The organism is Photobacterium sp. GB-1, from assembly GCF_003026165.1.
Lineage (GTDB): Bacteria > Pseudomonadota > Gammaproteobacteria > Enterobacterales > Vibrionaceae > Photobacterium.
Map to the genome: position 1 here is coordinate 13,742 of NZ_PYOB01000014.1, position 25,642 is coordinate 39,383.

Sequence of the window (25,642 nt, forward strand, 5' to 3'; positions counted from 1 at the left end):
TAGGTGTTCTTACGAAACGTTAGCACAAACCGTAGTTATTCACAATTTGTCATAAACATGAGTTTGCTATTCATTCGTACCGTTAACCTTATTCACATCGTGGACATAAGATTACCCCATAAAATTTATAACGTCACCGTAGCTTACGGTGGGCATTCATTCTTAAATGGAATCATTCAACATGAAAAAACTTTGGCAGATGTTGACAAAACCAAGTAGCAAGTATTCGATTCTTGCTCTTGTATTTGTTGGTATTGTTATCACCCTTGTTGGTATCTTTGCTGCACATAAAGGTTTTGAGCACGCATCAACCAATGAATTCTGTATCGGTTGTCATACCATGCAGCAAAACTTCGATGAGTATAAAGAATCTGTTCACTTTAAAAACGCTTCTGGTGTTCGTGCTGATTGTGTTGACTGTCACCAACCTAAAGATTTAGTTGGTATGGTTCAAACTAAGCTGATGGCATCAAAAGACGTATATAACCAATTTATTACTAAAAAGATTGATACGCCTGAAAAGTTTGAAGAGCACCGTTTAGAATTAGCTCAAATGGTATGGGATCGAATGAAAAAGCAAAATTCGAGTACCTGTAAGAGCTGTCACAATTACTCTGCAATGGATCACGCTAAACAATCACCTGAAGCTGCTGCTGCAATGACAGACGCTGCTGCAAAAGACATGAACTGTATCGAGTGTCACAAAGGTATTGCACACGAACTACCAAACATGGCTGGCGGCTTCCAGAAAGACTTCCAAGGCCTACAAGCAGAAGCAGCTGCACAAGGTGCAACCGCTGACAAGCTTTACTCTCTTGGTGAGAAAGATATGTTCGCCACTGACGATGCTAACGCTAAATCAGAAGGTAAATTACTACCAGCGTCTGAAGTAACGGTACTTGAACGTAAAGGCGACATGCTAAAAGTTGAAGTAAACGGCTGGCTAGAGAAAGCGGGTAAAGGTCGCGTTATGACAGAATACATGGGTAAGCGCGTATTTAAAGCGACTATCCGTGGTGACATTAAAGCTAACGAGAAAATTATTAAGGAAGAAACTGATCCAGCAACTGACATCGTATGGCAGAACGTAACAGTACAAGCATGGATTACTAAAGCTGACATGATCGATAGCATCCAGCCTATCTGGAACTATGCAGAAGAAATGTACGGCTCTACTTGTAACGCTTGTCACGCGGCGCCAGCACCAGGCCATTTTACTGCAAATGGCTGGATCGCAAGTCTGAAAGCCATGAGCTCTTACTACCGTCTGTCTAAGACAGAAGAACGTACGCTACTGAAATATCTTCAGAACCACGGTAGCGATACAGGCGGTGCAGGTGCGCACTAATCCTGCAGCCTAATAACAAATAAATGATAGGCGGGTGATATCACTATCCCCGCCCCATCGATAAAAATTAAAGTTTAAGGATTCTCCAACATATGGCGACTCAAACTCATAAAACTGGCATCTCACGCCGCCGCTTCCTATCTGGCCTTGCAATGGCAAGTGCTGCATCGGTTGTAGGTCCTAGCCTTCTTGCTCCTCGTAAAGCAATGGCTGCAGAAGAAGCAAAAGCAGCGTTTTCTGGCGAAGTGTTATCTGGCTCTCACTGGGGTGCATTCCGCGCTAAAGTTGTTGACGGTGTTTGGACTGAAACAACGCCATTTGAAAAAGACAAGAACCCAACAGATATGATCCAGGCGGTACGTGAAGTGGTTTATAACCCTGCACGTGTTAAATACCCAATGGTACGTATTGATTGGCTAAAGCAAGGCTACAAGTCAGATACAACACAGCGTGGTAATAACCGCTTTGTACGTGTGCCATGGTCTCAAGCGTTAGACTTCTTCTACCATGAGATGGAGCGTGTTCAGAACAACTTCGGTCCAAGTGCACTGTACTCTGGTCACACAGGCTGGCAATCAGTGGGTAAACTGCATAACGCAGGTACCATGATGAAGCGTGGTGTTGGCCTTCACGGTACCAGCCTAGGTAAGATGGGTGACTACTCAACAGGTGCTGCTCAGGTAATTCTTCCTTACGTTGCTGGCGCAATGGAAGTTTACGAGCAACAAACATCATGGCCACTAGTACTTGAGCACACTGACACTATCGTTATTTGGGCATCTGACCCAATTAAAAACCTGCAAGTGGGTTGGTTAGTACCAGACCACAGCCCATACCAGTACTATGATCAACTTGCAGAGAAAGTGAAGAATAAAGAAATCAAAGTGATCTACGTCGATCCTGTGGTTTCTAGCACTCAAAAAGTGGTTGGTGGTGAGCAGATCCGTGTTAACCCACAGACTGATGTTCCATTAATGCTTGCTATTGCACATACGCTATACACTGAAAACTTATACAACAAAGACTTCATTGCTGATTACACAACTGGCCTTGATAAGTTCATGCCTTACGTTCTTGGTAAGACTGACGGTGTTGTTAAGAACCCTGAGTGGGCTGAAAAGATCTGTGGTATCAAAGCTGATGATATCCGTGCTCTTGCGCGCACAATGGCAAGTGGCCGTACGCAAATCATCGGTGGCTGGTGTCTACAACGTATGCAGCACGGCGAACAGTACGCGTGGATGCTCGTTGTACTTGCAGCAATGCTAGGTCAAATCGGTTTACCTGGTGGTGGTTTCGGTTTCGGATGGCACTACAATGATGCAGGTTCAATCACCTCGAATGGTCCACTAATGTCAGGCTTTAGTGGTGTTACAGGTGTTGCTCCAATTCATAACGGTTCATTTAACGGTTACTCTACTTTCATTCCAGTTGCTCGCTTTGTTGATTGTATCGACAACCCAGGCAAGACCATTAACTACAATGGTCAGAAGATTAAGTACCCTATTATGAAGATGGCGATCTTCAGTGGTAACAACCCATTTGGTCACCACCAAGATCGTAATAAGATGATCAAGGCTTGGACTAAGTTAGAAACTGTTGTATCGATTGAGCACCAGTGGACAGCAACTTGTCGTTTTGCAGATATCGTATTACCTGCAACAACAACTTACGAGCGTAACGATATCGAACAGTACGGTAACCACTCTAACGCAGGTATTATTGCCCTTCGTAAGATTGTTGAGCCAATGTACGAATCGAAAGATGACTTTGAGATTTTCCGTGAGCTATGTTCTCGCTTTAACCGCGAAGAAGCATTCACTGGCGGTAAGACGCAAATGGAAATCATTGAAGAGATCTACAACGGTGCGCGTCTGCAAGGCCGTGGTCTAGGCGTTCGTATGCCTAACTTCAAGAAGTTCTGGGAAGGTGAAGGTTTCATCGAGTTCCCTGCGGGTAAAGAGTGGGTTCGCCACGAATCATTCCGTAAAGAACCTGACCTTGAGCCACTAGGTACGTCTTCAGGTATGATCGAAATCTACTGTAAGACTATCGCAGATATGGGTTACAAAGACTGTCAAGGTCACCCAATGTGGTTTGAAAAGACTGAACGTAGCCACGGTGGTCCTCGCTCTGATCGCTTCCCGATCAACATGCAGAGTACGCACCCGAAAGATCGTCTACACTCACAGCTATGTTCGTCAACGGATTTCCGTGCGACTTACGCTGTTGCTGAGCGTGAGCCTATCTTCATGAACACTGAAGATGCTGCTGCTCGTGGTATCAAATCTGGCGATATCGTACGTGTATACAACGACCGTGGTCAGGTATTAGCAGGTGCTGTTGTAACAGATGATTACCTACCAGGTGTTTGTCGTCTACAAGAAGGCGCATGGTACAGCCCATTAGAGGGCGGTAAAGTAGGTACTATCTGTACTTACGGTGATCCAAACGTATTAACAGAAGACATCGGTACTTCTAGCCTAGCGCAAGCAACATCTGCAGCTGCTGCCCTAGTTCAGATCGAGAAGTACACAGGTGTTGTTCCTGCAGTAACAGGCTTTAACGGTCCTATCTATGAAGAAGGTATCGACCCACTGTTCCCTGCTATGGATAAGTAATTTTACTTAGCTAGTTGATTAAAATAAGGCGATGAACGAAAATTCATCGCCTTTATTTCACCTTTTTAAAATAGATTCCAATATAATGTCTTAAGTTATATTTGAATGTGTTTTATCTGTCTGGAGTGACAATGCAAGAATTTATTGCTTTCAACGAACAACGTGCAGAGATCTACTGGTGGATGTCATCACTTTTCGCTCGCGAACTCACTGATGCAGATCTACATGAATACCACGGTGGTGAAATGTACACATTCCTTTCAGGCTTAGGCATGACCGAGGAATTAAAAGCCCCCGTTGAAGCTTTTCGCGAAGTAATTAATCAATCAAACACACGTCCTGATGAACAACTTGAGCTAGCGGCAGATTTCTGTGGTTTATTCTTAAGTACACCAAAAACAGGCGCGCTACCTTACGCATCTATGTATGTAGGTACTTCTGGTTTACTTAACGATAAGCCAGCACAAGATATGAATGTACTAATGAATGATTACGCGATTGCACAGCGTAAAGAATTCAATGAGCCTGCCGATCACCTTGCGGTTGAATTGGATTTCATGGGTAACCTTATCATCATGGCAAACCAGCAAGAAACTGAAGAAAAGCGTGAAGAGCTAATGCAAGCACAGCTTTCTTTTATTAACACTATGCTGCTTAACTGGTTACCACTGTTTGTGAAAGAGTGTCAAAAACGAGATCAATTTGGCTTCTATGCTGCAGCGGCTAATTTATTATTGGCATTCTGTAAACTTGATGCGGCTTTCCTTGCCGGTGAATAATCAAGCAACATGTTAATAATTAAACCTCAGTATCGACTGAGGTTTTTTCTATCTGCATTTCAAATACACAAAAAATACTAAATACTTCTAATTTTCTATTTTTTCCTCTCTCGGTTAAATATTATTTATTTTTTATCCGAAAATTAAGTTGCATATTCAAGCATATTATTCGCATTTGAAATCAATACCACTTATTACGTTGATATTTTTAATCTTTAAATTTCAAAATCTTAAGCTCACGATTGATACCGCGAATTAATGAAAAGAATTCTCATTAAGAATATCAATGAGTTATTTATGCATCCCGCCATTTTTGATTTTTTATATTGTCATACAAAAATAAAAAATCTGATATAGATCAATCATCTCTCATCATTACAAGCATAAGATCTATAAGCTATTCCCTTAGCGTATAAGTATTCATAATAAACAAGGTTGATAGATGGACTCGCATGCAGCCCTTTTCGAGCTAGGCAAGAAGCGTCTTGCAGAGTTACGAGCAATGAAACCTCTTCGTGAGGAATCATTCAAAGATAAATTAGAACAAAATGGCATTACCCGTCGTGACTTCATGATTTGGAGTGCCACTATTACATCCCTACTGGCTTTACCTTTACCGTTTAGCACCATGGTTGCAGAAGCTGCAGAGCTTTCCGATCGCGTGCCTCTTATCTGGTTAAGTCTTGCAGAATGTACTGGCTGTTCTGAATCACTAACACGTACAACCACGCCAGATATTAGTACCCTTTTATTTGAACATGTTTCTCTTGAATACCAAGAAGTATTAATGGCAGCGGCTGGTCAACAAGCTGAAGAAAACCTCGAAAACGCAATGAAAGCGTACAAAGGCAAATACCTATTAGCAGCAGAAGGCGCGGTTCCTACTGCTAATAACGGTATTTATCTTACGCTTGGCAGCAAAGCTGAAACCGGTATGTCACTGATAAAGCGTGTGGCTAACGATGCAGCAGCCGTTATTTGTGTGGGTACTTGTTCTTCTTTCGGTGGTGTACAGGCAGCTCGTCCTAACCCAACGGGTGCGAAAAGCGTAGGTGCCGTGATTGATCGTCCAGTGATTAACGTTGCAGGTTGCCCACCAAACCCAGCCAACATCACGGGTACATTGATGTACTACATTATGTTTGGTCGTCTTCCTGCTCTTGATATGTTTAACCGTCCTAAGTGGGCATATGGCGCACGTGTGCATGATAACTGTGAGCGTCGTGGCCACTTTGATGCCGGTGAATTTGTCACTGAATTTGGTGATGACAACGCAAAGCAAGGGTACTGCTTATTTAAAATGGGTTGTAAAGGTCCATACACGTACAACAACTGCCCTACTGAGCGTTTCAACGCGCACACAAGTTGGCCTGTTCTTGCCGGTCATGGCTGTATTGGATGTTCTGAACCAGATTTTTGGGATGAAATGGCGTATTTCGAAAAACCATTAAGCCGTCAACCTTTACATGGTTTAGATGCCACTGCCGATACCATTGGCGCTGTGACATTAGGCGTTACTGCTATAGGTATTGGTGCTCACGCAGTGAGTAGTATTTTTGCAAAGAAAGTCGAGGAATAATTCATGAGCAAGCGTGTCGTAATCGATCCCATTACTCGTATCGAAGGCCACTTACGCATCGAAGTTGAACTTGATGCTAACAATGTTATTGAAAAAGCTTATGCCTCTTCTACCCTGTTCCGTGGTTTAGAGATCATCATGAAAGGCCGTACACCTTATGATGTAGGCCTATTAATGCAGCGTATTTGTGGTGTATGTACATCATCACACTACCTATGTGGCACATTAGCGGTTGAAAATGCCATTAATGCCCAAGTGCCTATTAACGCGAAATACATTCGTAGCTTGATTTTAACGTCACTTGAAATGCACGACCACATTGTTCATTTCTACCTACTACACGGCCTTGACTGGGTGGATGTGGTTTCTGCATTAAGTGCCGATCCTGCAAAAGCGGCACAAGAAGCAATGAAGTGGTCAAAAATACCAATGGCCGCGGGTGAAGGTGAACTACGCGCAGTACAAGAAAAAGTACAAGGCTTAGTAAACACAGGTAAGTTAGGCCCATTTGCTAACGCATACTGGGGCAACAAAACATATGCATTTACACCAGAGCAAAACCTAATTGGTTTATCTCACTACCTTAAAGCACTTGAAGTTCAACGTATTGGCGCTGAAATGATGGCAATTTGGGGTGGCAAAAACCCGCACCCACAATCTATTGTTGTTGGTGGTGTAACTTGTGTTCGTGACATGTTAGATCCTGCTCGCCTACAAGAGTTTAAACAAAAGTTTGTTCATGTCGCTGAATTTATTGAACGCGCCTACCAAGCGGACATTTTGATGGCGGCAGCGGCATTTGGCAAAGAGCCAAGTGTATTAGGCGGCTGTAACGTTAGCACTTTCATGTGTAGTGAATCTATTCAACTAAACGAAGAAGATCAGCTATTTACTGGCGGTGTTATTCGCAATAAAGATCTAACCAAAGCAGAAAAGGTTGACCTTAGCCTGATTGCTGAAGACGTGACCCACTCATGGTACAACGCTGATAAACCACAGCACCCATTTGATGGTACAACGATTCCTGAGCACACTCCGTTTATTGAACGTGACACCTTAGAAGGTAAACGTCCAACGATTAACGAAGCCGGTAAATATTCTTGGGTTAAATCGCCACGCTATAACGGCGAGCCTGTTGAAGTAGGCCCACTAGCGACTATTGCTGTGAACTACGCAAAAGGTAATCCATACGTTGTACCAGTTGTTAACGAGTTCTTAAAAACAACAGGATTACCTGCTGGTGCGCTATTTACAACATTGGGTCGTACAGCAGCACGTATGCTTCATACCTTGATCATTGCACGTAATGGTTTAACTACCTTTGAATCTATGGTCGCCAACCTAAATTCAGATCAAACTACGTACATTGAACCAACCATTGATCCTAAAAAAGAATACAAAGGTGTAGGTGTGATTGAAGCGCCTCGTGGTTTATTAAGTCACTGGTTACGTATTAAAGACGGTTTAGTTGAAAACTATCAAGCGGTTGTTCCTACCACATGGAACGCAAGCCCAATTGATGGCAACGGCAAAATTGCACCTTATGAAGCTTCTTTAGTCGGCTTAAAGTTAGAAGATCCAACTAAGCCTCTTGAAGTTCTTCGTGTGATCCACTCATTTGACCCATGCATGGCGTGTTCAGTACACGTGATGGATTACAAAGGCCAATCTTTGAGTGAATTCCGTATTCCAGCACAAGCAGTGTAAGGAAGGAATTTATGTCAACAGATACAGTGTTGTACAAACGATCCTATGTTTTCTCTTTTATTATACGTCTATGTCACTGGCTCCGTGCTTTTGCCATATTTGGTTTGGTGATCACAGGCTTTTATATTGCTTGGCCATTTTTGGTTGCGCCAGATAACACCAACGTATTAGAGCAAGGCTGGGTACGTTTTGTCCATGAAGTACTGGGGTTTGTCCTTATCGCTGTCACGTTAATTCGTGCTTATTTGTTCTTCTTTAGCCGCAGTAATGTTGAAAGACGTTCAGTAAAAGATGCTGTAAGTCCGAATAGCTGGGTAAAACAAATCAAAGCCTATTTTTGGGTTGGACAACCACCCCATCATGGTGCTTACGGCCCGTTACAGTTAGTGGTTTATGCGGGTATTTCTATCGCCGCTATTTTCATGTGTGTAACAGGTTTAACCTTGTATGCCAACGTGTATCACCTCGGTATGGGAGGTCTATTCTGGCAGCCAGCTGAGTGGGTAACCTATGCGATGGGCGGATTAGCTAACGTTCGTGAATGGCACCACATTGTAACTTGGGCGTTCATCGTGTTTGTCTTAATTCACGTTTACATGGTGATTTGGACAGGTATTCGATTCCGCAATGGCTCCGCTGACGCCATTATGTCGGGTTTTGATTACCACCCAGTGCACATTAAAGATAAGAACAAGGGTAGCGACCCTGTTCAGCATCAAACTCACCAAACAAACACTGACCATAAAGGCCACTAGCACTAATGAAGATATTGCTACTTGGTATTGGCAATGTCTTGTACGCCGACGAAGGAGTCGGCGTACATTTCGTCAATTACCTCACCGAAAACTACCGCTTTTCACACCCAGAACATCAGATTGATCTCGTGGATGGCGGTACCCTTGCGCATAGTTTGATCCCAACCTTAACCCAATACGATCACCTTATTGTGATTGATACCGTTAATGCTGCTGGTGTAGATGCTGGCGAAGTGTACTTTTTCGATTTTGATAAAGCACCACCTGAGATCGACTGGCAAGGCAGTGCCCATGAAGTAGAAATGCTGCAAACATTGATCATGATGGAATTGGTCGGCGATCGCCCTAAAACATTCGTATTAGGTGTTACCCCTACTGTACTCGAGCCGATGCATTTAGGACTAACACCTAAAATTTATGCTGCTATTCCTACCATGGAATCAGCCATTCTGAATCATTTAACGGATCTGGGCATTAGCTGCGAACGTGTGAACAATATTGAGATTAATAGCTTGATCCCAACCGCTTATAAACGAGGAGTAGAGGCATGAAATTAATTCAATTTTCTTTTAAATGCTCACGCCAAGTGCCGTTTTATGCGCAATTATGTAATGACTATTTAGCCAATGAGCCTTATGAAATTACCGTTGGTTTTGTTAAAAATCGTTATCTAATTGAAGCGGTCGGTGAACAAGCACAACTTGAAGCATTAGCTGAAAAAATTGCCAATGATTTCCTGCTTTCCATTTGGTTAGTTGAATCTAAAGTGGAAGAAATCATCCATCGTGAAGGCAGTGTTGTTCCTCTGGTTAATACTCAACACCACTTACCTTTTTGCCAACATTGCGAACCATTGTTAGGCGATAACCAATCGCCACAATTTGGTGAGCTAGCATTACCTTGTGCATGTTGTCATGGTGAGCAGCGTTTACATCAAGCAATTAGCACCAACCAAGTAAAAGTTTGGGCTAATGATATTCTTTCCAATGGCAATGTGTTATTTACCTTAACCACAGAGCAAGGTAAACATCAGGTATTCCAACTCAGTACAACACCGGTTTTAACCTCATCGCAGGAACGCCCACAAATTCTGATCTGTAACCCTAATAATGTACCTTCGCATTTCTTTACTCCATCAGAGCACGTACTCGCGTTATCAAGCCTTGAGAAACCGCGCGTGACTGTACAACCCAGAACACAGCATCGACAGTTACAAGCCCCCTTGTATGATTTGTGTTTTAGCTATAATCGCGTACTCACAGTACTTACTGAAATTTTACGTCAACAAGGCGTTGATTTCGTATTTATTGATACCAACCATTGGCAACCCTTAATTACATGGATTGAAAAAGGTTGGAGCCAAGTCGATAGCGATCCTGAACTTGATCTTCCTGTATCAATCAAAGCACTTGAACCTTTACACGATCAAGCCTGTATCAATGGTTTAAATGCCTATTGGCATAAACGTCGTATTCATTTCGATTATAAGATAAATCATCCAAACGATGTCCCCTCTCATGCGCTGCCTATTTGTGCGCTGCATGGCGGTAATATTGAATCAGGAAATGGACGAAATACCGCGGTTATTTATTTTGGTCGATACGCCGCAGGTGAGATTGTTTGCCAAGATAAATTTACCCGTACAGATAGCTTTTTAGTTTTACCTAGCTTGCCACAAACAGGTCATGAAATTATTCGCCTAATGGCAGCAGGAGAACAAGCAGCGATTCTTGCCAAATTTAAAGAATCGCTACCTTATAGCTATCAAGCCCTAAGCCAAATTAACCTTGCTGATAGTCATAATCAGCTATCAGGTTTATTTGCTGTTGCTGCCACCATTCTTGGCTTATCAACATCGAGTACTAATAGTATTCAATACTTAAACGATGCACTGATCGCTAAAGCATTACAAAATAGTGGTCAAAAAGGTCATCGTGTTGATTATTCATTAGATATGGTGAATGGCAAACGCACGATTGAATGGGCAAAAACACTGGGCAGCCTAATGAGTTTTTGCTTAGTTGTTGATGATTCAGAGCTTGATAAACTTGCTTTTGGTATCATGGATTCACTGGCTGACTATATTGCTAACTGGCTAGAGCGTATAGATGAAACCACGGGGTTAAATGCTGTTGTTTTAGCTGGCAGTGATTTTGCCAATGAAGTGTTGACTGAACGCCTATCACTCCGTGTGGGTAAAAACTTTGCAATTACTGTTAACCGTCAATTAGAACTCGATGGTAGCAACCTAAGTGCTGGCGCGTTATACCTAAAAATGCGTCGACGTTAATTCAATTAAAGCTCTATTTAGCTTTCGATAAATAGAGCTTTAATGGTCAATTCACATAACAACGTTCTCATTAATACATGAGTTATTAATTCGTGCTTATTCTTGCTATGTGAGAACATAACATTGCAAATGATTATCATTAATGCTTAATAGCCAATTTTTTGACGCCCTGTAAAGAAAAATGAATATATGCAATAGATATAACATAATATGTTAGGCATATAGCCACTAAGATCTCAATCTGAATATCGTGTTATTCAAATTATCTTCAGAATGTTCTAGATTAACTTCATACCTAGCCGGTAATTAGGCCCCTTGCCTAAAAATAATCTGAATTCATTGATTATTAAGCCTCATTCTCAAATGAGGCTTTTTTTATTCCCTTTTAAACTACACGGTTGTCTTTCATAAAAAATCTTATTCCGCTGCAAACGTGTAACACATAAACAAGCTGTGGGGATCCGGTAAATAATCAGCAAACGGTTCACAATATTCAAAACCAAACTTTTCATATAAACGACAGGCTGACTCAAAAAAATTATGTGAGCCTGTCTCTAAGCTAATGGTCTTAAACCCCCTATTATTGGCTTCAATTAAAACATGTTCTAAGAGCCTTGCTCCCACTCCTTGGTTTCGCGCATCAATCTTCGTCCGCATTGATTTCAGCTCAGCACTTTCAGCATTTAGACGTTTAATTGCAACACAACCAAGCAACATATCTTGCTTCCAACAGGTATAAAACGTCACATCCTCAGCCTGAAGTGCATCTAAATCTAACGCATGAACACTATCAGCAGGCGATGTTGCATACATATCTTCTAAATGCTCCATCAACAACTGAATGACTTGTGGGTGTGTTAAGTCACCAATTTTAATATCCATTTAAAATTCCTTTTACCATAATCTGAGCTGCTAACTACATACCTTGAAAACACGAGTTATAACATGATCGTACTAGGTAAACATTGACTTACCTATTATTTATAAAATGGCACCATAACGAAGTGTAAAATCCTTCCTCAATTTCTCACTCGATTTCTTTTCTAAGAATGTAAGCACTCTCTAGATTTGTAACTATTCTCAATAAAGTATGTATCAAAACTGAAACAATCGGCATTCTAAATAAATTGCACTAGAGATAAAACGCTTCAACATTTTTTTCACCTTTCAGCGTTTATAACTTACGGTGAATAACGACGTGGAGAAAGAAGGAAATCATTCCGCTATTTACATCGGTTTGGTTTGTAACCCTTCGAAATAAACAATGAATATGATTAAGCAAAAACTTTTTGGTGGCATGCCTTATGCCACCTTTACTTTCCTACTCGCGCTGTATTTTACAGCCATAGTTAACTTACCTGTATATAAAGCACTGATCGGAATATTTAGTCAGCTTGAAACCGTTAAACTTGGTTTTGTAATCACGATCCCGCTTTTCTTTCTTGCCTGCTTAAACTTTCTTTTTTCATTATTTAGCTGGCCAAAGATAAGCAAGCCGTTCTTTATTATCTTGCTGATTTTATCAAGTATGGTGAGTTATGCTGGGTTCAATTATGGCGTCATGTTTGACTACGGTATGATTGCCAACATCATAGAAACTGACAGCAGTGAAGCCAGCTCTTATCTCAGCTTATACTCTGCGATGTGGACACTTCTAATGGGTGTCATACCCGCACTGCTCATCTATAAACTGCCAATCAAGCCAATAACAAACCCTATTACATTTATTACAGCCAAGCTTGTATCAATGCTAATTTCATTAGTGGTAGTTGGATTAATTGCAGCCGTCTATTATCAGGATTATGCTTCGGTTGGACGTAATAATAGCTATCTGAAAAAAGTGATTATTCCCACTCAGTTTATCTACAGCACCATTAAATACGTAAAAAACACCTATTTCACCACCCCACAGCCTTATAAACAAATAGGTTTGGATGCAAAGCAAAGCGACGCTGCCTTAGCTCAAGCACATACAAAGCCAACACTGATGATCATGGTTGTAGGTGAAACGGCCCGTGCACAAAATTACGAATTGAATGGCTATCACCGTAACACCACACCCTATACTCGTGAGCTTGATATGATCTCTTTTCAAGACGTAACAGCATGTGGCACAGCAACGGCAGTATCGGTGCCTTGCATGTTTGCCAATATGAACCGAGACAACTTCGAACGCTCGCAAGCGGATAACCAAGATAATCTCCTTGATATCATGCAGCGTGCTAACGTTTCTCAGCTATGGAAAGAGAACGATGGTGGTGATAAATCAGTGGCGAAAAATATTACTAAAATCGAGATAGATCGTTCCCGTAAAGATGAGATGTGTAACGGCTCTACCTGTTATGACATGGCATTGCTTGAAAACATTGATAAGGATATCGCAGATCTAAACGGTAATCGCATGATCACGCTTCATTTAATTGGTAGTCATGGCCCCACGTACTATCAACGTTACCCATCAAATAAAGCGATATTCCAGCCTGATTGCCCACGAGCTGATATTGAAAACTGCAGCCAAGAGCAAATCATCAACAGCTACGATAATACGATTTTATATACTGACTATGTGATCAGCCAAATGATCGAGAAACTACAACAACTGAATGAGCAATATAATACTGCGCTGGTTTATATCTCAGATCATGGCGAGTCTCTCGGTGAAAACGGCACTTATTTGCACGGTATTCCTTATCGGTTTGCCCCCGAATACCAAACCAAAGTACCGTTAATGGTGTGGATGTCGCCAAGTTTTCAACAAACGAAAAATATTGACTATACCTGTTTAAAACAAGCAGCTAGCAAAACGGGCACCTACTCTCACGATAATATCTTTCATTCCATGCTGGGCGTGATGGATGTCAGTACCGAAGAGTATCAAGCAGAATTAGATATTTTCAGTCAATGCCGTGATAAATTTGCAACTGAAGTCGCGAAATATAACAATTAAGCATCATCAATCTAACGAATAAAAGAAAAGAGAATAACGAACCTAACAACCTATTCTCTTTTCTCGTTACTTAGCGTGCTGATCAACCATCGAACTTAAATATAATGAAATTATTACTCATTGAAGATCACCAAGATATAGCCAATATCATCTTCGACTTTTTTGAAATTAAAAGTTATACCCTTGATTACGCTAACAATGGCATCCAAGGATACGAACTGGCAAAGCAACATCATTATGATTTGATCATACTTGATGTCATGCTGCCACGTATGGACGGCTACATGGTATGTCAACAATTGCGTAAAGATGGCATCGATACTCCTATACTCATGCTTACAGCCCGAGATACTCGTGAAGATACATTAGAAGGTTTTGCAACGGGTGCTGACGATTACTTAATTAAGCCTTTTGATTTAGAGATCCTTGAAGCAAGGATTACCGCTTTAACCCGTCGCCGTAAAGGAAACACAGCGGCACAAATACTGCAATTTGGTGATTTATTCCTTGATCTCAAAACTCACATTGCTACCCGTGAAAACAGACAAATATCACTAAACCCTACTCTATTTACTATTTTGAAATTAATGCTGTTACGAGCACCAGATACCCTCACAAAACAAGAATTAATTAATACCTTATGGGGCGATGATGAACCTGAAAACAATGTACTACGTAGCCACATCTATCAATTAAGAACTCAAATAGACAAAGGCTTTAATCATAGCTATATCAAAACCATCCCTAAAGTGGGCTACCAGCTCATCAAACAGATTAAAGAAGATAAGCAACAATGAAAAAACTACGCTCTGCACGCGAAATAACGTTTTTCTATTTTGCTGTTGTCGCTATAGCCATGATCACCATCCACTTCGCTTTAGTTGAGTCAACAGTGGATGATCTCGAATTATTAAATGCACAAAATGCCCTAGAACACAAAACTGAAGATATTATAAATAAGCAACAAAACTCACCTTCAGAATTACAGTACATAACTCGCACCAGCCAAAGTTATGTGGGTTTAGCCAATGTTCCTAAGCACTTTGATATTGATAAAGATCTCCCCTATAACGAGGCGATCGAAGTATACCAACCCAATGGATACGCAACAGACTATTTTGTAATGAAACGTTTAATGACCAATAGTAACGGTCATCATACTGATCTCTACACTTTTTACTTTGATGAAATCTATGAGCTTAGTGAAGATCAGATCTTTAAAGAGAATATCGAGCAAGCCGTAATTTCAGTCATACTTTTAATTATCACCTTGACGATTATGCTGCTAATTTCACGCCGCCTAAACCATCCTTTATCGGTTCTCACCCATCAATTGCGACATCGCTCTGCCAATGATTTAAGCCCAATAGTCATCCCGCAAGGTGTTAAAACACAAGAGTTAACCATGCTTGTTGATAGTTTAAACCAGTACCAAGATCGTATTAAGCAATCCATCGAACGGGAGAGAGCATTTAATCGATATGCAAGTCATGAACTTCGCACACCACTCATGGTGATAAAGGGGTCAACCTCTTTATTAGCGCATTCTTTGGCCCCTGAGTTTATTGAAAAGCAACGGGATCGTTTATCTAGAGCCTGTGATGAAATGAATGACTTCGTTACAACGTTACTTTCTCTTACTCGTGAGGAAAATCTAGATGAGCTACAAAGCCGTGAGTTAACCAAAGACGAATTAGAAGAAATAGTACAAAGTCACTTACATTTGTTAAAGAATAAGCCCGTCGAATACCGTATTGAATTAAGCCACTCTATTGACATTAAAATTCCTAAAACCAGTTTAAAAATCCTAGTAGGAAATTTACTCAAAAACGCATTTTCTTGCACCGAGACAGGTTCAGTCGTGATTCATGTTACCCCATTACATATATCGGTTATTGATACAGGGATTGGATTAGAGAAAAAGCCAAGAGGTGTGGAAGGATATGGATTGGGATTACTCATATCCCGTGATATATGCCATAAATACGGTTATGAATTCGAGCTTCTGAACAACCCATACGGTGGTTGTACCGCTCAAATAAGCATTCAGCCTACTCAGTAGTTTCACAGTATCAACAATAAAAAAGGCAGCCACTGTATTCGACAGCGCTGCCTTTATCTTATTCATAGGATTGTTGCTTTATTCCAACTCAAGTTGCATCAGTAACAAATCTTCGCCATCAATAACCTGTGTGCGATTACTCTGGCAATGGCTGCAAATAATACTGCGCTCGTTATGCGTGGTTTCTTGCCCACACTCGAAACATGATAATACTAAGGGTTGGATCTGCATTTCAAATATTGCGTCATGACAAACCCCTTCTAACTTAAAGGTTTGAAAGGCTGTTTCTAATAACGCTGGTTCAACACCGCTTAAAATACCGACTTTTATAGCAACACGAGTCACTTTGGTCGCGTCATTATCTTCGGCATGTTGTTCGCATTGTTCAATTAAAGCGCCAACAATGGAATATTCATGCATTAACAAATCCTCGGAAGTAACTCACCTTGTGGTAAATCAAGGTAACGACGGCTACCCCATCCGCTAGTTAGGATTACACGACCTGCATAATCATCACTGACTTCACCAATAATGGCAGCATCACCACACGCAGCAAATGCGCTTAATACTTCTAATGCTTTTTCTGCTTGTTCTTGTGGTAGTGCGATAATAAATGTTCCTTCGTTTGCAAGATCAAACGGTTCAAAACCGTATAACTCACAAAGCCCACGTACTTCTTCACTTACAGGCACATCATCTTCAACCACATTGATACCAATGTCAGACGCTTGCGCCCATTCGTTAAGTACTGCAGATAAACCACCACGTGTAGCATCACGCATTGCATGAATATCAAGATCTGCGGCAATTAACGCCTCAACCGCTGGCCATAAGGTATTGCAATCACTAATAAGTTCAGATTCTAGCGTTAGCCCTTCACGTGCCATTAAAATAGCGGCGCCATGACGACCAATATCACGAGAAACAATGATTGCATCACCTTGTTTTAGGTTACGTACCGAAATGCCAGATTTAGTAATAGTGCCAACACCTGTGGTATTGATAAACAAACCATCCGCACACCCTTTAGGCACAACTTTAGTATCGCCGCACACGATTTTAGCGCCAGAAATACTGAGCTCATTTGCCATGCTATCAACAATGGTCTTTAGATTAGCAACATCAAAGCCTTCTTCGATGATCACACTGCAACTCAAATACTGAGGTTTTGCGCCCATCATCGCAAGGTCGTTCACCGTACCTGCAATGGCTAATTTACCGATATTGCCACCAGCAAAAAACAATGGCGAAACCGTAAAGGAATCGGTAGTAAAAGCCGTGTTACCTTCCAGTGTTAAAACCGCAGCATCTTCTTCATTACGAAGGATATCGTTATCAAACGCTTTAAAGAATAAGCCTTTGATCAGCTTATTCATTTCCTGACCACCGCCACCATGACTTAATTGAATCGACTTGGTTGTAGATAAGGTTGTTAAATCAATATCAGTCATTATTAAACGCCTCGGTAACGGAAATAAGCATTACATGCACCTTCAGAGCTCACCATACAGCTACCTAATGGTGTTTGCGGTGTACAACCACGTCCAAAGACTTTGCAATCTTGAGGTTTCGCTAAGCCGCGAAGAATATCACCACATTGACATGCTTTATGATCATCAATCGGTGTCATGGGTAAGCAATCCGCAAAACGTATTTCAGCATCACGGTGTTGATAAGCAGCATTTAATTTCAACGCAGAATTAGCAATAGGTCCTAAACCACGCCAGCGAAAACTATCGCGCACATCAAAACAACGTTTTACGGCTTGTTGAGCAACCGTATTACCCTCTTCTGTTACTGCACGCGTATATTGCACGTCGAGTTCAGGTTCACCCGCGATTTTTTGTTTAGTGATACGTAGAATAGATTCCATCACATCAACAGGTTCAAAACCTGCAACGACTACGGGAGTATTGTATTTCTCAACCAACGGACGATAAATCTTCGCCCCTTCAATCACACTCACATGTGACGGGCCAATAAACGCATTCACTTTTACCGCTGGATCAGCCATTACCGCATCAACAGCAGGCGGCACTAAAACATGGTTAATGTGAAAGTAGAGATTATTGATTTGGCGTTGCTCTGCAAGCTCAACTAAAACGGCGGTCATAGGCGTTGAGGTTTCAAAACCAATGGCAAAGAAAACCACCTCTTTATCCGGGTTTTCTGTCGCAATGGTTAAGCAATCAAGCGGATCGTAAATAGGTCGAATATCACAACCCTTAGCACGATATTGCGCCAAACTACCTTTTGAACCCGGAACGCGGATCATATCGCCAAGGGTAACTAAAATAACATTGGGTTGGCATGCCAGTGCAGCGGCATGATCAATACGTTCTTTGGGCATAACGCAAACAGGACAACCAGGGCCATGAATAAAATCAATATTCTCAGGTAGTAACTGCTTTAAACCATACTTCATGATGGTATGTGTATGGCCGCCACACACTTCCATCACTTTTAAAGGCTCAGGTAATTGTGGCGCTATGGCTTTTATCTGCTCGGCTAAACTCAGTACAGTATCAGCATCACGAAAGCCTTGATATAACTGTTTTAAGTCAAAACTCATAATGCTAATGGCCCTGCTTCAGCCAACAGTAAACGGTACATTTCTAAACTTTCTTGGGCATCTTTATCATCAATTTTGCTCATCACAAAACCAATATGGATTAATACATAATCCCCTAACGCCAAGGGCTCAGTTAATAAATGACAGCTTACTGTTCGCTTAACTCCCATGGTATCAACCGTGACACTATTTTCTTCAGGATGTAACTCAACCACCTGTGAAGGAATAGATAAACACATGATAATTATCCTTCAATCAGATTGTTGTTAATCCATGATACAAGTGGTTGGAAGCTTTCAGGATCTTTGGTTGATAATGAAATAACTTCAACATTAGGATTAAGTTTTTGTAGTTGCGCTTTTGCTTCTTCAATACTGAAATCAAAATACGGCAATAAATCACACTTAGTAATAAGAACGACATCAGCGCGGCGGAACATCACTGGGTATTTTTCAATTTTATCATCGCCTTCTGGTACTGAGACCAATACGATATTTTTATGCGTGCCCACATCGTAACTCGCAGGGCAAACAAGATTACCGACGTTTTCAACGAAACAAATATCAAGATCATCTAATTCAATATGATGAAGCGCGGAATGCACCATGAACGCATCAAGATGGCAGGCCGAACCCGTTTGAATTTGGTAGGCATTAATCCCTTGCGCTTTTAATCGATCAGCATCGCGTGATGTTTCTAAGTCACCTTCAACAACGGCATATTTCAGCGGCGTATACTGATGTAGATGTTCTAATAAGGTCGTTTTACCGCTGCCAGGGCTACTCATTAAATTAAATGCAGTCACATTCTTAGCATTAAAATGCGCACGATTATGTGCCGCTTCTACATCATTTTTATCCAGTATTTTGTGAATTACCGATAAGGTTTTTTTATCATTAAGCTGAGGGTTTGCTTGTAATTGGTGATGATGGTGATGATCACCACCAGCGAGTGAACAACCGCAATCTTGACACATAGGAGCTCCAACCGACATCAGTTTACCGACTCAACGAGATAAAGAGGTAAACCTTAAAAGACTAAAAGGTATAAAGTGGTCATTTAATATGCAATAACCAAAAATTTAGCCTCAATTATCTATGCTATAAAAGAATATTGCAATTGTATGACGATTTATTTGCGTAGAACTATGATTTACGATATTAGTAATAAAAGTTAATACGCAGGCAATGCGAACAATTGTCAGACTATATTCAGGCTTACTGACTATCATCTGACAATACAAATTGAAACGCATCGTATATTAGCGATATCAACATAATTAAAGAGAAAGTCATATGCATACTAAAGCATCAAGCTTAAAATCAAAGCTACTAAAAGCAGCTGTTCCTCTAGCACTTGCATGCGTATTTACCGCAGCTCCTGCTATGGCTAAAGAGGCTACCGTTGTTCCAGCTGCTGCTCCTCAGATTACAGCTCAACAGCAAAATATCGCTAACCGTATTGGTGTGATTCAACAAGAGCTTGCGGGTATCCGTAATCAGACTCTTCAATCTCACCCTGAATTGGTGAAAGAGCTAAAAGCTTACGAAACAGCTTTTAATAACAAAGTAAAAGAAAAAGGTTACAACCCAGAGAAGCTAATCAAACGCGCTCAAGAAATTCAACTTGAAGCACGTAAAGACGATTTATCTAATGCGAAGCGTACTGAGCTTATCAAAGAGTTTACTAACATTCGTATGGAATTAGCGAAACAGCAGCAATCTATCCTGTCTGATCCTGCAATTAGCAAGCAAGACAAACAAGTACAAAAAGATGTACTTACAGCTATGAAAAAGCAAGATCCTAAAGCAGAGAAACTGCTTACTGAACTAGATAGCTTAGTGAAACAATTCAAAAAAAGTTAATTCCTTTTATTAACTTTTAGAAAAAAGGATAGCACTATCGCTATCCTTTTTTATAAACAAAATTTGCTATCAGCACTACTCGGCGTCAATCACCTCAAAAAAAAGAGCAGCCATATTAGCTACTCTTTCTTCTTAACTTAATGTTTCATTAAATGGCTAAGCTTATAAACACATTGGCTTATTTTCGCTTAGCATTCTCATGCCTTTAATAATTTTAAATAGCCAATAAAGTACAGCAACGATAGCAATGGCAGCGCCAACAAATGGTAGAACATTTAACACACTATTCATTACATCGTGAAGCATTGAACCTTGCACCCAATAATCAGCACCGGCAACCATACCCGTTGTTGTTGCCGCTGTTACACCCAATACCACAAAAAATGTAAAGAATAAAAAGAAGCTACGGATAATGGAGTAATAGTGGCTATATGTAAGCTCGTCAGTACCTTTGTTTAATTGGTACCCTGCATAAATGATTGCCACAATACCAGAGGTAAGCAGTGTAAACGGAGTAAGAAAGCTTGCTATATACGCAAACCAAACGCCTTTTTTATTATCCTGTGTCATAACGTTAATCCATATCTGCAATAAAGGTAATGATTTAGCTCTAATTATCACAGGTATTTCAGCGACTTCAAGTTTCGCTGCAAATTAGAATGATCAGGATCAAAACAGGCTGTTTACACTTCGCTAAAGTCTGCTATAACACCCTAAACAAACAAATGCCTGTACATTTCAGCACAGGCATTTATAAGAGAATAGTTTGAAATACTATAGCTTTTCTTCGGCTGACTCGATCTCACTCCCGTCTTTAACACGACGGTGACCTTCTTGTAGATGAACAAAATCTACTAAATCATCGCCACTGACTTGGAATGCCTGGCCAAACCCTTTAACAAATAAACCTTGAGTCGGTGCTAAGCGGAACAATGAAAAATCTTCTAACCCACTTAAGCCTTCTACAATTTCACCAAAACGCGTTTGCAGTGCAGCAATTCCTTGATGCCAACGATCTGATTTTCGTTCAATCACACTCACATCAGCTTCAAACGTTAGACGCTTGCGGGCGTAAAGCACTTTAGATGCAGATTCGTCTTCAATCATCATTAAAGAGACTTGCGGGTTTTCAAGTAGATTTCTGGCATGTTTAGCAATTTGGCTAATTAATACGTAATAACCATCATCAAGCAAAGCGAACGGTGCATAGCTCACATTGGGTTTACCGTTCGCATCTACCGTTGCTAATTGTAGCGTTTGGCATGCTTCGCGGAATTCTTTAATCTCAGGACCAAGGCGATTTTGCAAACGTTCCTGTTTTACTTCACTCATGATATTTCTTCCTCAATTTGACTAGCTTTTCTTTGGCCTAGTTCTTCGACTAGATTTATTTAATTTGTTTTAACAACTTAAATTTCTCAATTTGCTCTGGGAACAAGTTACGATGTTTATCTCTACCTAAATAGACTTTAAATACACACTCGCCTGTTACGGCAAAAAAACCGATGAAGTAACTTTCCTTCCCCATAAAAGGTTTACTGACGAGCGCAACGTCCGAGACATGATCTAAACGTAAGTGACCATGTAACTCGCCCTCTTTACCCATTAGATTATAATATCCACGCGCTTCTTTGCCTTTTGGGAACGCCGCTTTTACTTCAAAGATAGAGCCCATTGAATGCACAATCGTAGTAACAGGTCCCCATTCAGGTAACGACTCTACGATTGTTTTCGCTAAATGGCCGGGCAATAAACACACCATTTCATCAGGGTAAGACATGACAACCTCACCTTCTGTTACGGCTAATTGCTCTGCGATTGAAACAGCATGAAGTTTTGGGTTATCAGTTAATAAATCAGCGACTTTCAATTTCAATTCTTCACGAGTGTATTGCTCAAACACCTTGGTTTTCCTTCTCTTTAGATATTTTTCTATACAACCAGCTTCCATAGAAAAAAAACTATTTATTGCGTCCATAAATTCTATGCATTTTTACTTTAGCCTTTGTTACTTAAACGTTCTCAATTGAGCAAGTCTAAGTCTTACATCATCGGCTAACTGTGCTCATGATATTAACGATCAAATAATATTGCAAATGATAATTGATATTATTCGTATTTCATGGATAATGATGTTTATACTGGTTATAAACATTAGTGTTACATCTGAAAAACAACTCTAATCTATTGAATAAACGGAATTATATTAAGAAATACACCATGCAAAAAACCGCAATTAAACATTTAGTTCACATTCCTTCATCTGTTCAATAAGGCGTACATTGTGAATATAAAACGTTATCTCATTGCTGGCTGTGCCTCTATTCTCTTCCACAGTCTTATTGTGTCAGCAATGCCAGAGAAGAAGATCATTACAGTCCCTCTTGAAAAGTCGACGAGTGTGGCTGTCAACTTAGTATCACTACCTAATATAAAACCAGAAACCATCGTTGCACCTGCTACGGCTCAGCCTTCAGCAATCGTGACTCCTCAACCGGTTGTTAAAAACACACCAGCGCCAAAAACAACAATGAAAAAGTTGGTCAAAAAATCACAACCTGAAAAGAAAAAGAAAACAGTTAAAGCTCCGGTTCAACCCACGAAGAAAGCCCCAAAAAAAATAGAAAAGAAGCCAGTAGTAACGAAAAATATTCAGAAAAAAGTTGAGAAAAAAACAGCGACTAAAAACGTAACAAATGCCCAACGAAAAACTGAGAAATTTGAACTTAAACCAACAAATTCTAGCCAGCCTGTGTCATCACAACTGGCATTAAATAAGACAACTAAAGCTAAAAAAACAACCGTTGGAGCACATTCACCTCAATTGGTCTCAAAACCCACGTTTGCCACGAAACCTTCCGCTGTGAAGTATCCACAATTAGCAAAACGTCGTGGTATTGAAGGCACAGTCTTAGTTGAAGTACTGATTGCAAAAGATGGTCATCAAGTTAAACAAAAACTGGTTAAATCATCTGGTGCCAATGTACTTGATGATGCGGCACTTAAAGCGATTAAAAAGTGGCGCTTCTCACCCCATATTGTTGACGGCATTGCTATTGCACACCGTGTTCAAATTCCCGTTCGTTTCAAATTGGATTAAATCATGCCTTTTATTGATAACCTCAACCAGCAACTTGGCCTAATGGCGTGGCCTCTTATTATTTGTTCTGTGCTCACTGTTATGATTTTAACTGAGCGTCTTATTCAAGTTTTGTTATGTACCGGTGTAGGCAAAACAAAAGTTACAGCACTCCTTGCTCAACAAAACCGTCACGACGAACACGCACTAGATAATTTAACCGAGGAGCTAAAACAGCAACGCCCTTTGCTTTATAAAGGAATTGCGATGTTAATTGCGCATCGCCATTTCATTAAACCATTACGTGAAGATGCTGCCGCTATTTGGTTAATACAAAAACGCACTGAATTACGTTCAGGTTTACGCTTATTAAGTCTGATTGGTGTTATTAGTCCGTTACTTGGTTTACTCGGTACAGTGCTTGGCTTAATTGATATGTTTACCGGTATTTCCCATTCAACAGGCTCTGTGACTCCCAGCGATCTTGCTGACGGTCTTGGTCTTGCTATGCGAACAACAGCTGCTGGTTTGATCATCGCACTTCCTGCCATTACTGGTGCACAACTACTTGGGCTATGGGCTGATAATGTTACGGCTAAACTAGAACACAGTTTAAACCGTTGTAATCTTTGGCTTGAAGGAATGAATGTTGACGCTGAAAACGGGAAAACATCAGCCTGTGATACCTGCGAACAAAACCCTGCCGTTAATGGGACTGCATCATGATCAAAGCCAACAGTAGCGTTTTCCAAACTGAGGAAATGAATCCAGACCTGACTCCATTACTGGATATTATTTTTATTGTCATGGTGTTTTTACTGTTAACAGCCACAGTGAAAATTAAAGCCCTCGATGTCGATTTACCACAAACAGCAACCAAAACATTACAGACAACCCAAGCCGATCCTATTGCTATTAATTTAGTATCAGAAGCACCTTATTGGGCACTGCAAGGTAAAAATATCAATCAATGGGATGACTTCAAAACAGCCTTGTTACAAGAAGTGAAAACTAACCCAACGAAACCTGTTGTGATTGGTGCAGATAAAGCAGCCTCTGTTGAACAAATGCTCAAATTACTCGCCTTCTTGCAAGAAAATAATATCAAAGCGACTCAGCTACTTATGGAAGAATCAAACAATGCATAAACTCTCTCTATTAAAAACCTCTTTATTGACGCTGGTGTTAGGACTTAGTAGCTACGCGCAAGCAAGTACGGACTCAGCAACTGAGAAAAATAAAATCATCAGTGCTGGTGCTTCAGTTACTCAAATCATTAACGCCTTAGATGCTAATGATCAAGTCGTCGCCGTTGATCTAACAAGTAAAGGATTAGTGGAGAAATCAACCCCTAAAGTGGGTTATCACCGCCAGCTTTCAGCTGAGAACTTAATGTCTTTATCCCCGACTCACCTTGTTGGTTCTAATGAAATGGGGCCACAAAGTACACTTAACCTACTTGAGCAATCAGGTGTTGAAATTGATATTGTTAACTCAGGGGAAACCGTCAAAGATTTGCTTACACGTATTGATCAGATTGCTAAACTCACTGATCATCAAGATCGTGCTGAAAAGCTAAAACAAAAGCTTAATGTTCAGCTAGATAAAATTAATACTGCAACAGCCAATATTAAGACTCCTAAAAAAGTCTTGTTCTTAATGATCCATGATGGTCGCCCAATTAACATTGCAGGAAGTAATACTACTGCAGATAGCATCATTACACTTGCTGGTGCTAAAAACCCTGCTGCAACATCAATCAGTAACTACAAGCCTATTTCTGGTGAAGCGCTGGTTACCATGCAACCAGATATTATTTTGTTGAGCACACGTACAGCTAGCAAGATCAAAAACATGCAAGATCTTATTGCCCAAATGCCATTAATTGCCGCAACACCGGCTGCAACAAATAATGCATTACTCACAATAAAAAGTACTGCGCTCATTGGTGGTTTAGGACTCGAGAGTGTTAATGAAGCTTTAAAGCTTAATCAGGCTATTTATCCTTAAATTACGCCTCTATCTTCCCTATTTATTC

The 25,642-nt window shown here is 40.7% G+C and carries 25 protein-coding genes; 16 read left to right on the forward strand and 9 right to left on the reverse strand.

Annotation, left to right across the window (positions count from 1 at the left end; genetic code table 11):
- The first annotated feature begins 181 nt into the window (after window positions 1-181).
- The 8 genes from torC (at window position 182) to C9J45_RS13810 (ending at window position 11,079) form a co-directional block, all read left to right on the forward strand.
- Window positions 182-1,348 (forward strand): pentaheme c-type cytochrome TorC, encoded by a 1,167-nt coding sequence (torC, locus tag C9J45_RS13775; RefSeq protein WP_107206423.1) that lies wholly within the window; start codon window positions 182-184, stop codon window positions 1,346-1,348.
- A 92-nt stretch (window positions 1,349-1,440) separates the two neighbouring features.
- Window positions 1,441-3,969: a trimethylamine-N-oxide reductase TorA gene (torA, locus tag C9J45_RS13780; protein ID WP_107206422.1), complete on the forward strand. Its 2,529-nt coding sequence runs from the start codon at window positions 1,441-1,443 to the stop codon at window positions 3,967-3,969.
- 131 nt (window positions 3,970-4,100) lie between these two features.
- Window positions 4,101-4,748 (forward strand): molecular chaperone TorD, encoded by a 648-nt coding sequence (gene torD / locus C9J45_RS13785; protein ID WP_107261489.1) that lies wholly within the window; start codon window positions 4,101-4,103, stop codon window positions 4,746-4,748.
- Window positions 4,749-5,190: 442 nt separating this feature from the next.
- Window positions 5,191-6,327, forward strand: coding sequence for a hydrogenase small subunit (locus tag C9J45_RS13790; RefSeq protein WP_107206420.1), 1,137 nt, complete (start codon window positions 5,191-5,193; stop codon window positions 6,325-6,327).
- 3 nt (window positions 6,328-6,330) lie between these two features.
- Window positions 6,331-8,034: a nickel-dependent hydrogenase large subunit gene (locus C9J45_RS13795; RefSeq protein WP_107246969.1), complete on the forward strand. Its 1,704-nt coding sequence runs from the start codon at window positions 6,331-6,333 to the stop codon at window positions 8,032-8,034.
- 11 nt (window positions 8,035-8,045) lie between these two features.
- Window positions 8,046-8,789, forward strand: a complete 744-nt coding sequence (cybH, locus tag C9J45_RS13800; RefSeq protein WP_107287624.1) for a Ni/Fe-hydrogenase, b-type cytochrome subunit — start codon at window positions 8,046-8,048, stop codon at window positions 8,787-8,789.
- A gap of 5 nt (window positions 8,790-8,794) precedes the next feature.
- Window positions 8,795-9,340, forward strand: coding sequence for a HyaD/HybD family hydrogenase maturation endopeptidase (locus tag C9J45_RS13805; RefSeq protein WP_107206417.1), 546 nt, complete (start codon window positions 8,795-8,797; stop codon window positions 9,338-9,340).
- Entirely contained in the window at window positions 9,337-11,079 is a 1,743-nt protein-coding gene (locus tag C9J45_RS13810; RefSeq protein ID WP_107287626.1) for a hypothetical protein, read from the forward strand. The genes C9J45_RS13805 and C9J45_RS13810 overlap by 4 nt, the downstream gene beginning before the upstream one ends.
- Before the next feature lie 417 nt (window positions 11,080-11,496).
- On the opposite strand, the gene C9J45_RS13815 is transcribed toward C9J45_RS13810, so the two are convergent.
- Window positions 11,497-11,961, reverse strand: coding sequence for a GNAT family N-acetyltransferase (locus C9J45_RS13815; RefSeq protein WP_107206415.1), 465 nt, complete (start codon window positions 11,959-11,961; stop codon window positions 11,497-11,499).
- 382 nt (window positions 11,962-12,343) lie between these two features.
- Here C9J45_RS13815 and C9J45_RS13820 point away from each other — a divergent pair, with 382 nt between their 5' ends.
- The 3 genes from C9J45_RS13820 (at window position 12,344) to C9J45_RS13830 (ending at window position 16,088) form a co-directional block, all read left to right on the forward strand.
- Window positions 12,344-14,026, forward strand: a complete 1,683-nt coding sequence (locus tag C9J45_RS13820; protein ID WP_107292662.1) for a phosphoethanolamine transferase — start codon at window positions 12,344-12,346, stop codon at window positions 14,024-14,026.
- Between the two features lie 104 nt (window positions 14,027-14,130).
- The gene (locus tag C9J45_RS13825) at window positions 14,131-14,823 is read left to right on the forward strand and encodes a response regulator transcription factor (protein WP_107292663.1); all 693 of its coding nucleotides are present in this window, start codon (window positions 14,131-14,133) and stop codon (window positions 14,821-14,823) included.
- Window positions 14,820-16,088, forward strand: coding sequence for a histidine kinase dimerization/phospho-acceptor domain-containing protein (locus C9J45_RS13830; RefSeq protein WP_107292664.1), 1,269 nt, complete (start codon window positions 14,820-14,822; stop codon window positions 16,086-16,088). Before C9J45_RS13825 ends, C9J45_RS13830 begins: the two co-directional genes overlap by 4 nt.
- A 78-nt stretch (window positions 16,089-16,166) precedes the next feature.
- Here the strand turns inward: C9J45_RS13830 and C9J45_RS13835 are convergent, their stop codons facing one another.
- From C9J45_RS13835 to hypB, 5 genes are read right to left on the reverse strand one after another with little or no spacing between them, the layout of a single operon-like run.
- Complete coding sequence (locus C9J45_RS13835; protein ID WP_107206411.1) at window positions 16,167-16,508, reverse strand: hydrogenase maturation nickel metallochaperone HypA; 342 nt, start codon at window positions 16,506-16,508, stop codon at window positions 16,167-16,169.
- Window positions 16,508-17,539: a hydrogenase expression/formation protein HypE gene (gene hypE, locus C9J45_RS13840; protein WP_107206410.1), complete on the reverse strand. Its 1,032-nt coding sequence runs from the start codon at window positions 17,537-17,539 to the stop codon at window positions 16,508-16,510. The genes C9J45_RS13835 and hypE overlap by 1 nt, the downstream gene beginning before the upstream one ends.
- 2 nt (window positions 17,540-17,541) lie before the next feature.
- On the reverse strand, window positions 17,542-18,660 hold the full coding sequence (gene hypD / locus C9J45_RS13845) for a hydrogenase formation protein HypD (protein WP_105060057.1): 1,119 nt from the start codon (window positions 18,658-18,660) through the stop codon (window positions 17,542-17,544).
- A complete protein-coding gene (locus tag C9J45_RS13850) occupies window positions 18,657-18,899 on the reverse strand; it encodes a HypC/HybG/HupF family hydrogenase formation chaperone (RefSeq protein ID WP_005368247.1) in 243 nt (80 codons plus the stop codon). Before C9J45_RS13850 ends, hypD begins: the two co-directional genes overlap by 4 nt.
- A gap of 5 nt (window positions 18,900-18,904) precedes the next feature.
- Complete coding sequence (gene hypB, locus C9J45_RS13855) at window positions 18,905-19,636, reverse strand: hydrogenase nickel incorporation protein HypB (protein ID WP_005368248.1); 732 nt, start codon at window positions 19,634-19,636, stop codon at window positions 18,905-18,907.
- Between the two features lie 319 nt (window positions 19,637-19,955).
- Here hypB and C9J45_RS13860 point away from each other — a divergent pair, with 319 nt between their 5' ends.
- Entirely contained in the window at window positions 19,956-20,525 is a 570-nt protein-coding gene (locus C9J45_RS13860; protein WP_107292665.1) for a hypothetical protein, read from the forward strand.
- 162 nt (window positions 20,526-20,687) lie between these two features.
- Here C9J45_RS13860 and C9J45_RS13865 read toward each other — a convergent pair whose 3' ends face one another.
- The 3 genes from C9J45_RS13865 to hutX all read right to left on the reverse strand — a co-directional run bounded on the left by C9J45_RS13865 (window position 20,688) and on the right by hutX (window position 22,428).
- Window positions 20,688-21,095, reverse strand: a complete 408-nt coding sequence (locus tag C9J45_RS13865) for a hypothetical protein (RefSeq protein WP_107206407.1) — start codon at window positions 21,093-21,095, stop codon at window positions 20,688-20,690.
- Between the two features lie 204 nt (window positions 21,096-21,299).
- The gene (gene hutZ / locus C9J45_RS13870; protein ID WP_045130810.1) at window positions 21,300-21,857 is read right to left on the reverse strand and encodes a heme utilization protein HutZ; all 558 of its coding nucleotides are present in this window, start codon (window positions 21,855-21,857) and stop codon (window positions 21,300-21,302) included.
- 55 nt (window positions 21,858-21,912) lie between these two features.
- Window positions 21,913-22,428, reverse strand: a complete 516-nt coding sequence (gene hutX / locus C9J45_RS13875; RefSeq protein WP_107206406.1) for a heme utilization cystosolic carrier protein HutX — start codon at window positions 22,426-22,428, stop codon at window positions 21,913-21,915.
- 381 nt (window positions 22,429-22,809) lie between these two features.
- Here hutX and C9J45_RS13880 point away from each other — a divergent pair, with 381 nt between their 5' ends.
- Genes C9J45_RS13880 through C9J45_RS13895 form a run of 4 tightly spaced genes read left to right on the forward strand, consistent with a single transcriptional unit; the run spans window position 22,810 to window position 25,614 of the window.
- The gene (locus C9J45_RS13880; RefSeq protein ID WP_107206405.1) at window positions 22,810-23,625 is read left to right on the forward strand and encodes an energy transducer TonB; all 816 of its coding nucleotides are present in this window, start codon (window positions 22,810-22,812) and stop codon (window positions 23,623-23,625) included.
- 3 nt (window positions 23,626-23,628) lie between these two features.
- Entirely contained in the window at window positions 23,629-24,330 is a 702-nt protein-coding gene (locus tag C9J45_RS13885) for a MotA/TolQ/ExbB proton channel family protein (RefSeq protein WP_107261503.1), read from the forward strand.
- The gene (locus tag C9J45_RS13890) at window positions 24,327-24,752 is read left to right on the forward strand and encodes a biopolymer transporter ExbD (protein ID WP_107261505.1); all 426 of its coding nucleotides are present in this window, start codon (window positions 24,327-24,329) and stop codon (window positions 24,750-24,752) included. The genes C9J45_RS13885 and C9J45_RS13890 overlap by 4 nt, the downstream gene beginning before the upstream one ends.
- Entirely contained in the window at window positions 24,745-25,614 is an 870-nt protein-coding gene (locus C9J45_RS13895; protein WP_107261507.1) for a hemin ABC transporter substrate-binding protein, read from the forward strand. The genes C9J45_RS13890 and C9J45_RS13895 overlap by 8 nt, the downstream gene beginning before the upstream one ends.
- The last annotated feature ends 28 nt before the right edge of the window (window positions 25,615-25,642 follow it).